Origin of the sequence: Streptomyces sp. CBMA29 (assembly GCF_014596445.1) — a bacterium.
In the GTDB taxonomy this organism is placed as follows: Bacteria; Actinomycetota; Actinomycetes; order Streptomycetales; family Streptomycetaceae; genus Actinacidiphila.
The window spans coordinates 39,438-51,552 of record NZ_MECL01000213.1 but is presented as its reverse complement, the minus strand read 5'-3'; the positions used below and the strand labels follow the sequence as shown (position 1 = coordinate 51,552).

The following is a 12,115-nucleotide window of genomic DNA, read 5'->3' as shown; positions in this document are numbered from 1 at the left end:
CGTCTCCGCTCCCGGGCGCGCCGTCCACGAGCCGCCGCGGCCGAGGTCGAACAGCGCGGCGGCGGGCACCACCGGCACCACCTGGCCGGGTCCGCCGACCCGGAAGCCCCGGCCCCGCTCCTCCAGCCAGCCGACCACGCCGCCCGCCGCGTCGAGCCCGAAGGCGCTGCCTCCGGTGAGCACCACGGCGTCGATGTACGGCACGAGATTGCGCGGGTCGAGGGCGTCGGTCTCGCGGGTGCCGGGGCCGCCGCCGCGTACGTCGACCGCGGTGACGGCGCCGCCCTCGGGGGCCAGCACCACCGTCGTCCCGGTGAGCCAGCCGTCGCCGGTCCGCTGGGCGTGCCCGACGCGCACCCCCTCGACATCGGTGAGGCCGTTGCCGGGACCCGGCCGTTCGCTGCCGCTCATGTCGGTCCTCCGTGAGGTAGCCACGATCACGCGGGCCCGCCGGCATCCGCGTACCCGCGGCCCACTCCCTCACCGTACGAGACCGCGCCCGGACGTCGGTGTGCTCCGGCGCGTGTCAGGGCGCGCCGGAGCAAGGGGTATCCCATCAGAACAGCGACGTAAACTTCAATGCTTCTTACGCAACAAGTTGACCGAAAGATGAAATCGACGGTCACCGCTTCCCCGGCGTCAGGTGCGCGCTCCTCGGCGTCTCGGCAGCCGGGACGCCTTGATGGCGCGCCGCAGGCGACCGCCCACGGGCCGCTGTACACCCATCAGCACGATCATGCCCCGGTCCTGGACCCGGATCCGGCCGCCGGCCTTCACCTCTGACTCGTCGGTGCCGTCGGCTTCGGCCGCGGTGTCCACGGCGACCTGCCACAGGCCGCCGTACTCGCGCTCCGGGATCACGAAGTCGAGCGGTTCGTAGTGGCTGTTCAGCAGGATCAGGAAGGAGGTGTCGGAGATCCGGCCGCCCTGCGGGTCGGCCTCGGTGATGGCGTCGCCGTTCAGCAGCAGGGCCACGGCGTGCGCGTCGCCGCGGTGCCAGTTCTCCTCGCACATCTCGCCGCCGTCCGGCCGGAACCACACCGCGTCCGCGACGGCCGACCCCCCGGTGTCGCCGCGGAAGAACCGGCGGCGGCGCAGCACCGGGTGCTCCGCGCGCAGCTTGATCAACCGCCGCGTGAAGTCGAACAGTTCGCGCTGCTCGGGGTCCAACGTCCAGTTCACCCAGGCGGTTTCGTTGTCCTGGCAGTAGACGTTGTTGTTGCCGCGCTGGGTGCGGCCCATCTCGTCGCCGTGCGCGATCATCGGCACGCCCTGCGAGACCAGCAGCGTCGTCAGCAGATTGCGCTGCTGTCTGGCGCGCAGCGCGAGCACACCGGGGTCGTCGGTCTCGCCCTCGGCGCCGCAGTTCCACGAACGGTTGTGGCTCTCGCCGTCGTTGCCGTCCTCGCCGTTGGCCTCATTGTGCTTGTCGTTGTACGAGACCAGGTCGCGCAGCGTGAAGCCGTCGTGGCAGGTGATGAAGTTGATCCCGGCGCGCGGGCGGCGGTTGTCGTCCTCGTAGAGGTCTGAGGAGCCGGTGAGCCGGGAGGCGAGGCCGGGCAGTGTGCCGTCCTCGCCGCGCCAGAAGTCCCTGACGGTGTCGCGGTATTCGCCGTTCCACTCGCTCCACAGGGACGGGAAGTTGCCCACCTGGTAACCGCCCTCGCCCAGGTCCCACGGCTCGGCGATCAGTTTGACCCGGCTGACCACCGGGTCCTGCTGGACCAGGTCGAAGAACGAGGAGAGCCGGTCCACCTCGTGGAACTGCCGTGCCAGCGTGGCCGCGAGGTCGAAGCGGAAGCCGTCCACGTGCATCTCGGTGACCCAGTACCGCAGGCTGTCCATGATGAGCTGGAGGACGTGCGGATGCCGCATGAGGAGGCTGTTGCCCGTGCCGGTGGTGTCGAAGTAGTGCCGCGGGTCGTCGTCCACCAGCCGGTAGTACGAGGCGTTGTCGATACCGCGGAAGGAGAGCGTCGGCCCCATGTGGTTGCCTTCGGCGGTGTGGTTGTAGACCACGTCGAGGATCACCTCGATGCCCGCCTTGTGCAGGGCCTTCACCATCTCCTTGAACTCCGTGACCTGTTGGCCGCGCACCCCGCTCGACGCGTACGCGTTGTGCGGCGCGAAGAAGCCGATGGTGTTGTAGCCCCAGTAATTCGACAGGTCCCGGTCCCGCAGATGGCCGTCCTGCGCGAACTGGTGCACCGGCATCAGCTCGATCGCCGTCACGCCCAGTTCCTTCAGGTGCTCGATGACCGCCGGGTGCCCGACTCCCGCGTAGGTGCCCCGGATCTCTTCGGGAAGGCCCGGGTGAGTCATCGTCAGACCCTTCACGTGCGCCTCGTAGATCACCGACTCGTGGTACGAGTGGCCCGGCGCGCGGTCGTCCCCCCAGTCGAAGGACGGATCGGTCACCACCGACAGCATGGCGTGGCCGAGGCTGTCCATCGTGTTCTGCTCTTCGGGCGCGTGGAAGCGGTGGCCGAACGCCGACTCGTCACCGTCGACCTGGCCGTCCACGGCCGTGGCGTACGGGTCGAGCAGCAGTTTGGCCGGATTGCAGCGATGCCCCTCGTCCGGCCGGTACGGCCCGTGCACCCGGTAGCCGTAACGCTGGCCGGGGCCGACGTCGGGCAGATACGCGTGCCGGACGAATCCGTCCACTTCGGTCAGCGTGAGGCGCTGTTCCCGGCCCGCGTCATCGACGAGGCACAGCTCGACCTTCTCCGCGACCTCTGAGAACAGGGCGAAGTTGGTGCCCGAGCCGTCGTACGTGGCTCCGAGCGGATAGGGACGACCGTTCCACTGCTGCATTCACTGACCCTCTCGACCCTGCCTGAGCGACGATCCGACATCCTCCCACTCATACCCCGTTGATCTCAGGCCATGGGTTCGCGAAGTGAACGGTCGGCGAAGGCCCGCGCGGACCGGTCGCGGGCCGTACGACAGCGACCTCCGGCGGTGGCCGGAGGTCGCAGGGCTTCAGGAGTCGGGGGCTTCAGGAGTCGGGGGGCAGGGGCCGGCGGGGTTCGGGGGCTGGGGTTCAGGCGTCGTCGCCGGGCAGGGCCTCCGGGTCGTCCAGGAGGTGCACGGCGGCCTCCTCCGCGGAGGCGGCGCCGCCGTCGATGCCGACGTCGTCGGCCACACCGTCCTGGACCGGGCTGTCCACCCACTGCTCCGGGCTGGTCAGACGGCCCGCACGCAGGTCGCCCGCCTCCGGGTCGAGCAGTTCCCCGTCGGTGTCGGAGGCGTCCCCGAGGCCGTCCCCGTCGGGGAACGGCGGGGCATCGGGGCGCTCCCTGGCCAGCCGCTGGTCCAGCGAGTCGCCGTTGTGCTGTTCCTCGGCGGTGGTGCCGTTCTGCTCGACGGCCAGGGGCCTGTCGGGCGGCGAGTACCCCTCGTCCAGGACATCCTCGACGCCCCGGTCGACCAGGGTGTCCTCGGGCTCCAGCGGGCCCGCGTCCTCCTGGATCTCGCTCCCGTCCGGCTGGTAGACGTCGTCCCCCATGCCGTCGTCCGTCATGCGGTCGGACATCGTGTCCTCTTCCTGGTCGGTCGGCGGATCCGCGATGCCGGTGGTGGCATCACGGACGGTCGCCTGCCCGTGGCGCGGCGGCGGAAACGGTGGATATCCCACCGCGGCCGCGCGGCGTACCCCTCAATCCTCGCGCGGTGCGGGCAGCGCGGCCAGCCAGTCGGTCAGCAGGCCGCTGACCTCCTCGGCGCGCTCCTGCTGGATCCAGTGCCCGCAGCCCTTGAGGATGTGCGAGGAGACCAGTCCGGGCAGTGTGCTCGGATACGCGTCGATGGCGCCGGCCATCCATGTGGTGGAGGCGTCGAGGTCGCCGCCGACGAACAGCGAGGGCTGCCGGATCGGCGCGTTGTCCCAGGGCGCGAGGTCCGCCCAGTCGCGGTCGACGTTGCGGTAGCGGTTGAGCGCCCCGGTCAGTCCGGTCCGTTCGAACTCGCCCGCGTAGAAGTCCAGGTCCCGCTCGGTCAGCCAGCCGGGCAGCCGGCCGGTGGGGAAGCGGTCGGAGAGCTTGGCTCCGGGCGGTACGAAGTGCGGGTCGCTCTCCCCCGCCGGAGGCATCGTGTCGGCCGACAGCGCCGCGTAGAAGCCCGCGAGCCAGCCGCGCACGTCCTGTTCGATCTCCGCCTCGGCCCGTCCGGGCCGCTGGAAGTAGCTGACGTAGAACTCCTCGTCGCCGCCGATCGCGCCGAACGCCTCGGTGGGCCGGGGGCCGCCGCGCGGCGCGTAGGGCACGCTGAGCAGGCCGACGGCGCTGAAGACGTCCGGCCGCAGGAGCGCCGAGTTGGCGGCGATGGGCGAGCCCCAGTCGTGGCCGACGACCGTCGCGGTCCGCTCGCCGAGGGCGCGGACGACCGCCACGTTGTCGGCGACGAGCTGGAGCATGCGGTACGCCTCGGGCTCCGCGGGCTTCGACGAGCGGCCGTAGCCGCGGACGTCGACCGCGACGGCGCGGTAGCCCGCCGCGGCGATGGCCGGGAGCTGGTGGCGCCAGGAGTACCAGGACTCGGGGAAGCCGTGCACGAGCAGGACCAGCGGTCCCGCGCCCTGCTCGACCAGGTGGATCCGGCCGCCGGGCACCTCGACCAGCCGGTGCCGCGCGTCGGGCACGGGGTCCTCGATGGCCGCGGAGTGCGGACGGGTCGGCTGTGGACGGGTGGGCTGCGCCATTGCTTCCTCCCGGAGCTTCGGGCCGCGCCAGCGCACTCGCGGCAACGGCGGTCTGACCTGCGGCGTACGTCGTACACGGGCTCGTACACGGGCCGCTGGGCACGGGACCCGGTACGCCGTGAGCCGTTGTCGCGAGTGTGCGGGCGCGGCCGGAGCGGAGGCCAATTCCGTTGCCGTTTCGGCAAAACGGCGTCCTGCCGGGCGTCAGGTGACGACGGCGCCGACGGCGACGAAGCCGCAGATCATCACGAAGAGGATGGCCAGCAGCGGCCAGATGAAGCGCAGGTACTGGTCGTAGCGGACCTTGGCCAGGGCCACACCACCGATGGTGACGGCGGTGGTCGGCACCCAGAGGTTCATCCACCCGCTGGCCGACTGCCAGGCGGTGACGACGACCGAGCGCGAGACCCCGGCGAAGTCGGCCAGCGGGGCCAGGATCGGCATGGCGAGGGTGGCGTGCCCCGAGGTGGACGGGATGAGGAAGGCCAGCGGGAGGTTGACCAGGAAGACGATGATGCCGAACACCGAGTTGGACGTGCCGGCGCCCGGCGTCGTATCGCCGCTCACCGCGCACCGCCCGCCGCGCGGAAGTCCGCCGCGTACTCCCGGAGGAAGGCCGCCTCCGCGATGACGGCGCCGCGCAGCTCGGAGAAGAGCACCCGCTCGTTGGGGGCGTGCAGATTGCACATACTGTCCTGGGCTCCAAAGAGCAACACCTCTGCCTGGGGTACGGCCTTGGCGAGGCCGTTGACCAGCGGGATGGAGCCGCCGCTGGCGGCGAACTGGGCCTCCTCGCCCCAGCCCTCGCGCAGCGCGGCGCGGGCGGCGCGGTAGGCGGGGCCGTCGGTGGCCGGTTCGAAGCCGGGGCCCGCGTCGCTGGGGGTCACGGTCAACTCGATGCCGAAGGGCCGGTGCTCGCGCAGGTGCCTGACCAGCGCGTCGGTGGCCTCCCTCGGGTCCTGCAAGGGGTGCACGCGCAGATTGAGCTTGGCGCGCGCGTACGGCACCACGGCCGACGCGGCGCCGTCCACGGTGGGGGTGTCCATGCCGATCACGGTGACGGCAGGGCCGCTCCACAGCCGCTCGCCGAGGCGGCCGGTGCCGATCAGCGGCGTGCCGTCGGGTACGGTCGCCAGCTCGCGGAACTCCTCCTCGGTGTACGAGGCCCCGTCCCACGCCTCGCGGCGCAGCCCCTCGACCGTGACGTCACCGGCCGCGTCGTGCAGCGAGGCGAGCGCCTGGATGAGGGCCAGCAGCGCGTCGGGCGCGGCGCCGCCGAATTCTCCGCTGTGCCGGGCCTCGGCGAGCGTCCGTACCTCCACCACGACCTCGGCGACTCCGCGCAGGCCGGTGGTCAGGGTGGGGGTGCCGGGCCGCAGATTGCCCATGTCGGCGATGACCATGGCGTCGCAGGCGAAGCGTTCGGGGTCGGTCGGCGGGTAGTCGTCGAAGGCGCTGCCGTACTCCTCCTGACCCTCCAGCACGATCTTGATGCCGGTCGGCGGCCGGCCGCCGTACGCGCGCAGGACGCCGAGGTGGGCCATGACGTTCGACTTGTCGTCGGCGATGCCCCGGGCCCGCAGGCCGCCTTCGATGGGGGTGGGCTCGAAGGGCGGCGACCGCCAGGCGGACTCGTCGCCGGACGGCTGGACGTCGTAGTGCCCGTAGAGCAGTACGGTCGGCGCGTCGGGGGTCGGCGGCGGGATCTCGGCGTAGATGACCGGTGCGGTGTCGGGCAGGTCGATCCGCTCGATGTGCTCGACCCCGGCGTCCCTCAGGAGATCGACCAGCAGGTCGTGCGCACGGTTCACCTCCGCGGCGGGATAGCCCGGGAAGGCGATCGAGCGAATCTCCGCGAGCCGCACCAGGTCGGCGGTGAGCTGTTCCATCAGACTGTCGACGGTGGCGGCCAGATCCATGCCGGCGTGCTCCTCATCCCGAGTTCTCTGTTGTCCGACCGCTCCGTGGTGCGGTCACGCTGTCGTGCGATCGCTCCGTGGTCCGACGCGCCCTGCCGTCCGAAATCCCCGGTGCTGTCAGGGCCGTGACGGTCCTTTCGAGCACTCTGTCGACTGTCCGGGTGACGCGCAGCCGGTAATGGGCCGAACGGGCCACGGTGGCGGCGGCGGACGGTTGCCGTGAGACGCAGGTGACCCAAGGGGTTGACTGTGCATGACAACGCTGTCTCAATGTGGAATTGCAACGTGAGAAACGGTGAAGTGCCCGTGCTTCGCGCCGAGTTGCCGTGCCGCGCGGTCGAGCGCGGCGTGACCCGTTCCGCCCGGTCCCGGACAGGGGTGTCGTGTGAGCAGACGGTGGTTGTGGCGCGTTCTTCTTCTCGCCTTGCTCGTCCTGGCCGCGCAGCCGGGCATCGCGTCGGCGTCGCCTTCGGGCGGCTCGGCGCCCACTGCGGATGCGGGGTCGTCGCACACGAGGTCGGCGTCCGCGAGGTCGTCGTCTACGGGGTCTTCGTCCACGGGGTCTCCGTCTACGGAGCCGTCGCTGGCGGCGTCATCGGACGCGCTCGCCGCGCCGAGTGACGCCACGTCCGTGTGCGCGGTCTACTGCGACACCCGCGACCCGTCGCTGGCAGGGCAGGAGACCTTCCCCGTGGCGGACAAGACCCTCAACGGACGCCGGGTCTCACTGCACGTCTCGGACGCCGACGGCATGGCCTGGGCGTCCATCGACGTGGGGCGGCTCAACGACTCGGTGTGGCTGGACCGCTCGTGGGACGGCGGCACGACCTGGGACGGGCTGCTGGGCAAAGCCTCGATCCCGTCGACCTGGACCGGCACGCGCACCTTGATGTACAACCTCTACGACCCCACCCACCACCGGCGCGCCGTGCTGCGGGCGTGCGGTGACGCGCAGGGCGTGGGCTGTACGGACTGGGCGCGGCTGAGCGTGTGTTCCGCGCGCTGCGACGGCGCCGATGTGTCCACGGGCACCGGTGACACCCGGCCGGTGGCGGACGCGACGCTCAGCGGGCGGACCATCGCGCTGCACATGGACAACTCGGGGATGGCCTGGGGCACGGTCTCCGGCGGCGCGGCGGGCGACGAGATCTGGCTCGACCGCTCGTGGGACGGCGGCGCCAGCTGGCCCGACGGTTCGTCGAAGGGCCGGACATCCGTGCCGTCCGGCGCGTCGGGCACCAGGACAGCGGAGTTCAACACCTCCGATCCGCTCGGCAGGCTCTACGGCGGCGCGGTGCGCGCCTGCGGCCGGGCCGTCGAGGGCCAGAACGGGAGCTGCACCGCGTGGGCGCGGCCGACGACGGCCCGCAGCGCGGCGGCGGCCGACGCCCTCATGTACTCCTACGACCCGAACACCGCCTATTGGCCGTCGAGTTGGTGGAATTCCGCCGTGGCGCTCAGCACGGTCATCGACTACATGCGGCAGACCGGCGACACCCGCTATCTGTGGGTGGTGGCGCGCACCTTCCAGGTGAACAAGGCCGCCTTCCCGGCCGGGGCGCGCAGTTCCGACCCGATCGACGGCGACTTCATCAGCCGGGCCACCGACGACGCCGAGTGGTGGGGCCTGGCCTGGATCGACGCCTACGACCTGACCGGCGACATCACCTATCTCCACGAGGCCGTCACGATCGCCACGTACGTCAACGGGCTGTGGGACACGAGCACGTGCGGCGGCGGAGTGTGGTGGGACCGCGAGCGGACGTACAAGAACGCGGTGACCAACGGGTTGTACGTGCGGCTGACCGCGGAGCTGCACAACCGGATCAGCGGGGACACGACCTGGCTCGGGCGGGCGACCACGTCCTGGAACTGGTTCAAGAACAGCGGTCTGATCAACGCTTCCGGGCTGGTCAACGACGGTCTGACCGGCGGCTGCGCCAACAACGGCCAGACCGTGTGGAGTTACAACCAGGGCCTGGCGATCGGGGCCGCGGTGGAGATCTGGCGGGCCACGGGCGACGGTACGGCGCTGACGAAGGCGCGCCAACTGGCCGACGCCGCGGTCTCGGCACCGTCACTGGTGACCTCGGGGCTGCTCACCGAGCAGTGCGACGCGCTGAGCGCGACCTGCGACGACAACGCCAAGCAGTTCAAGGGCGTCTTCATGCGCTACCTCCAGGACCTCAGCGGCGCTGCCGGCGGCGCCTATCGCGGCTTCGCCACCACCCAGGGCAACTCGATCTGGTCGGCGGACCGCGACTCGCTCAACCGTCTCGGCGAGCGCTGGTCGGGCCAGAGCAGCGCGGACCATCCCAATGTGCGCGACTGGCGCACGCAGGCCAGTGCGCTCAGCGCGCTGCTGGCGGCGGGCTGAGCGGCACGGGCCTCAAGGCTCCGGGCGGGGTCGCGGTCCTCTCAGGCACGGTCATCCCAGGCACGGTCATCCCAGGCACGGTCGTCCCAGATATGGTCGTCGTCCCAACTTCGCCGCGACGGTCCGCGAGACGCTGGAAGTGCCGGCCAGCGGGCTGCTGGCGCGCCGCCTGCCCGAGTAGCCTCGGGGCGCCGTCCAGGGCCTCGACCCCGCACCCTGATGGAGAGAAGACCGCGATGCGACTGCGCTGCGCCGTGCTGGACGACTACCAGGGCGTCGCCACGACGCTCGCCGACTGGTCGTCGCTGGCCCCCCAGGTCGAGGTCGTCGGCTTCCCCGAGCACGTCGCGGGCGAGGCCGAACTCGTCGCGGCGCTGGCCGACTTCGACATCGTCGTGACACTGCGCGAGCGCGTATCCTTCCCCGCCTCGGTACTGGCCGCACTCCCCCGGCTGAAGCTGCTGATCGCCTCCGGCATGCGCAATTCGGTGATCGACTACGCCGCCGCACGGGAGCACGGCGTGACCGTGTGCGGTACGGAGAGCGCCGGCACCCCGCCGGTCGAGCTGACGTGGGCGCTGCTGCTGGGGCTGGCGCGGGGCATCGTGCCGGAGAGCGCCAACCTCGCCGCGGGCGGCCCCTGGCAGACGACGGTCGGCGCCGACCTGCACGGGGCGCGGCTCGGTCTGCTCGGGCTCGGCAGGATCGGCGGGCGGGTGGCGGCCGTCGGGCTCGCCTTCGGCATGGACGTGGTGGCCTGGAGCGGGAATCTGACCGACGAGCGGGCGGCCGAGGTCGGTGCGACGCGTCTGGCCACCAAGGAGGAGCTGTTGGCCACCAGCGACTTCGTCTCCGTCCACCTCGCCCTGGGCGAGCGCAGCCGCGGCCTGATCGGCGCGGCGGAACTGGCGCTGATGAAGCCGACCGCGTATCTGGTGAACACCTCGCGCTCGGCGATCGTCGACCAGGCGGCGCTGCTCGCCGCCCTGCGCGAGGGCCGGATCGCCGGAGCGGGCGTGGACGTCTTCGACACCGAGCCGCTTCCGGCCGCCGACCCCGCGCGTTCCACGCCCCGGCTGCTGGCCACGCCGCACCTCGGCTATGTCACCGAGGCCAACTACCGTACGTACTACGGGCAGGCGGTCGAGGACATCCGGGCGTATCTGGCGGGCGCGCCCGTCCGTCGCCTCACCTGACGCCGAGGTGAAGGGGGTCGGCTCAGGCGCTCGCGCGCGGCTCCCGGCCGACACCGTTCAGCGGGATCCGCCGGGCCAGCAGCGTACGGTGGCTGATCCGCCAGCCGTCCGCGCCGCGCGTCACCCGGTCGTCGTACGTCAGACTCCCGCACGTGCCGTCGGTGTTGACGCCGAAGCCCTTGGACCGGACGCGGACGGCGCCGTCGGGCAGTTCGGTGATGACGACGTTGGTGACGTGGTGGGCGACGGGATTGCGGTCGCCGAGCGTGAGCGCCGCTTCCCGGACGGCCGCGATGCCGACCAGTGCTCCGCCGCCGTAGTCGCTCACGTCGTAGACCACGTCGGCGGTGAACAGCTCGTCCAGCCGGTCGAGTTCGCCGCCGTCGAAGAGGTGGCCGTGCAGGTGGATCAGCTCGGTGACGGCGATGCGGTCCTCGGTGGTGAGCGGCAACGGGACTCCTCTCGGGCCGGGCCCGTCCCGACCGGTCTGCCAGCGTAGTGCGCACGGGACCGCCGCCGTACGGTCCGGCGGCGGTCGGACCCGGGCGTGCCGGAGGGCAGAAGGCGACGCGGTTCGGACGGAGTCCGGCCAACTGTGATCACTGCCGACGGTCGTGTCACACCGGGGAGTGAATTCCGGGACCGTCGATCGAGGTCAGCCCTTCGTCGAACCGAGGTGCCTGTGATACTCAGAATCCTGAACAGACCGGGTCTCCGGCAGCGCGACACGGCAGGGCATGACGACGCGGGGCGCGAGACACCGCCGCCGAGGGCCCCCGTCGACGTGATGGCGGGGCGCGCGAAGCTCAGGGCGGCGCGTGAACTCGGGCGCGAGGCCGAGGAGTTCCTGCGGCTCTACCACGGCGAGGAGCCCACCGCCGGCGACCTGGACAGCAGGCTCACCGCGGTGCGCGCGGAGATCGGCGACACGGGCACGTATCACCACACCTCGGCGGAGCTGGCGTTCGGCGCGCGGGTCGCGTGGCGTAACAGCAACCGTTGTATCGGACGGCTCTATTGGCGGTCCTTGCAGGTGCGCGACCTGCGGCACGTCACCGAGGCGGAGGAGATCGCCGAGGAGTGCGCGACGCATCTGCGGATCGCCACCAACGGCGGCCGGATCAGACCGCTGATCTCGGTCTTCGCCCCCGACACCCCCGAGCGGCGCGGTCCGCGGATCTGGAACGAGCAGCTCATCCGTTACGCCGGATACCGCGCGGCCGACGGCACGGTCACCGGTGACCCGCGCACCGCGGACGTCACCGCCCTCGCGACGCGGCTCGGCTGGCCCGGCGGCCCGCACACCGCCTTCGACGTGCTCCCGCTGGTCGTCGAGGGCGTCGGCGACAAGCCCCGGCTGTTCGAACTGCCCTCAGACGCCGTCCTGCACGTGCCGCTCGACCACCCCGAACGCCCCTGGAGCTCCCAGTGGGGACTGCGCTGGCACGCGGTTCCCGCCGTCTCCGACATGTGCCTGGAGATCGGCGGCGTCTGCTACGGGGCGGCGCCCTTCAACGGCTGGTACATGGGGACGGAGATCGGCGCCCGCAATCTGGCCGACGTCGACCGCTACGACCTCCTGCCGCGCGTCGCCGACAGTCTCGGCATCGACACCGGCAGCGTCCGCTCCCTGTGGAAGGACCGCGCCCTGGTCGAACTCAACCGCGCCGTCCTGCACTCCTTCGACCGCGCCGGAGTCACCCTGGCCGACCACCACACCGAGGCGGAACGTTTCCTCCAGCACCTCGACCGTGAGCGGCGCAAGGGCCGCGAGGTCCAGGCCGACTGGGCCTGGATCGTCCCGCCCATGTCCGGCGCCACCACACCGGTCTTCCACCGCACCTACGAAGACCGCGTGCTGCGCCCCGGCTTCGTCCGCCACCCGCGCGAAGCGGCGGACGGCGCCTCGTACGCCTGATCC

At 71.6% G+C, this 12,115-nt stretch carries 10 protein-coding genes and 1 pseudogene; 3 read left to right on the top strand and 8 right to left on the bottom strand.

The features are described 5' to 3' along the window. The 7 genes and pseudogenes from BGM09_RS28685 to BGM09_RS28655 form a co-directional block, all read right to left on the bottom strand. Nucleotides 1–411: P1 family peptidase (locus BGM09_RS28685; RefSeq protein ID WP_188284628.1), on the bottom strand; the 411-nt coding region annotated here is incomplete at its 3' end. A gap of 228 nt (nt 412–639) precedes the next feature. Beyond that, entirely contained in the window at nt 640–2,817 is a 2,178-nt protein-coding gene (glgX, locus tag BGM09_RS28680) for a glycogen debranching protein GlgX (RefSeq protein ID WP_188284627.1), read from the bottom strand. A gap of 229 nt (nt 2,818–3,046) precedes the next feature. Next, the gene (locus tag BGM09_RS28675) at nt 3,047–3,538 is read right to left on the bottom strand and encodes a DUF5709 domain-containing protein (RefSeq protein ID WP_223187741.1); all 492 of its coding nucleotides are present in this window, start codon (nt 3,536–3,538) and stop codon (nt 3,047–3,049) included. 123 nt (nt 3,539–3,661) lie between these two features. Next, entirely contained in the window at nt 3,662–4,702 is a 1,041-nt protein-coding gene (locus BGM09_RS28670) for an alpha/beta fold hydrolase (RefSeq protein WP_188284626.1), read from the bottom strand. Between the two features lie 204 nt (nt 4,703–4,906). Next, nucleotides 4,907–5,242 (bottom strand): annotated as a pseudogene (locus BGM09_RS28665) (YfcC family protein); the annotation flags it as partial. Nucleotides 5,243–5,265: 23 nt separating this feature from the next. After that, entirely contained in the window at nt 5,266–6,621 is a 1,356-nt protein-coding gene (locus BGM09_RS28660) for a M20/M25/M40 family metallo-hydrolase (protein ID WP_188284625.1), read from the bottom strand. Nucleotides 6,622–6,888: 267 nt separating this feature from the next. Continuing rightward, nucleotides 6,889–7,179: a hypothetical protein gene (locus tag BGM09_RS28655; RefSeq protein WP_188284624.1), complete on the bottom strand. Its 291-nt coding sequence runs from the start codon at nt 7,177–7,179 to the stop codon at nt 6,889–6,891. 133 nt (nt 7,180–7,312) lie between these two features. Between BGM09_RS28655 and BGM09_RS28650 the strand changes: the two genes are divergently transcribed. Together BGM09_RS28650 and BGM09_RS28645 are read left to right on the top strand one after the other, a co-directional pair. Next, nucleotides 7,313–8,998, top strand: a complete 1,686-nt coding sequence (locus BGM09_RS28650; protein WP_188284623.1) for a glycoside hydrolase family 76 protein — start codon at nt 7,313–7,315, stop codon at nt 8,996–8,998. Nucleotides 8,999–9,234: 236 nt separating this feature from the next. Then, nucleotides 9,235–10,194 carry a D-2-hydroxyacid dehydrogenase family protein gene (locus BGM09_RS28645; protein ID WP_188284622.1) on the top strand — a complete coding sequence of 320 codons (960 nt, stop codon included), beginning with the start codon at nt 9,235–9,237 and terminating at the stop codon, nt 10,192–10,194. 22 nt (nt 10,195–10,216) lie between these two features. Here the strand turns inward: BGM09_RS28645 and BGM09_RS28640 are convergent, their stop codons facing one another. Continuing rightward, nucleotides 10,217–10,645, bottom strand: coding sequence for a nuclear transport factor 2 family protein (locus BGM09_RS28640; RefSeq protein WP_188284621.1), 429 nt, complete (start codon nt 10,643–10,645; stop codon nt 10,217–10,219). A 336-nt stretch (nt 10,646–10,981) separates the two neighbouring features. Here BGM09_RS28640 and BGM09_RS28635 point away from each other — a divergent pair, with 336 nt between their 5' ends. Next, a complete protein-coding gene (locus BGM09_RS28635) occupies nt 10,982–12,112 on the top strand; it encodes a nitric oxide synthase oxygenase (RefSeq protein ID WP_188284620.1) in 1,131 nt (376 codons plus the stop codon). Nucleotides 12,113–12,115 lie beyond the last annotated feature (3 nt).

What these genes read in the sequence shown, in the direction of transcription:
- BGM09_RS28660 (WP_188284625.1), bottom strand. Translation starts at nt 6,621, where the DNA reads ATGGATCTGGCCGCCACCGTCGACAGTCTGATGGAACAGCTCACCGCC.
- BGM09_RS28675 (WP_223187741.1), bottom strand. Translation starts at nt 3,538, where the DNA reads ATGTCCGACCGCATGACGGACGACGGCATGGGGGACGACGTCTACCAG.
- BGM09_RS28670 (WP_188284626.1), bottom strand. Translation starts at nt 4,702, where the DNA reads ATGGCGCAGCCCACCCGTCCACAGCCGACCCGTCCGCACTCCGCGGCC.
- BGM09_RS28635 (WP_188284620.1), top strand. Translation starts at nt 10,982, where the DNA reads ATGGCGGGGCGCGCGAAGCTCAGGGCGGCGCGTGAACTCGGGCGCGAG.
- BGM09_RS28645 (WP_188284622.1), top strand. Translation starts at nt 9,235, where the DNA reads ATGCGACTGCGCTGCGCCGTGCTGGACGACTACCAGGGCGTCGCCACG.
- glgX (WP_188284627.1), bottom strand. Translation starts at nt 2,817, where the DNA reads ATGCAGCAGTGGAACGGTCGTCCCTATCCGCTCGGAGCCACGTACGAC.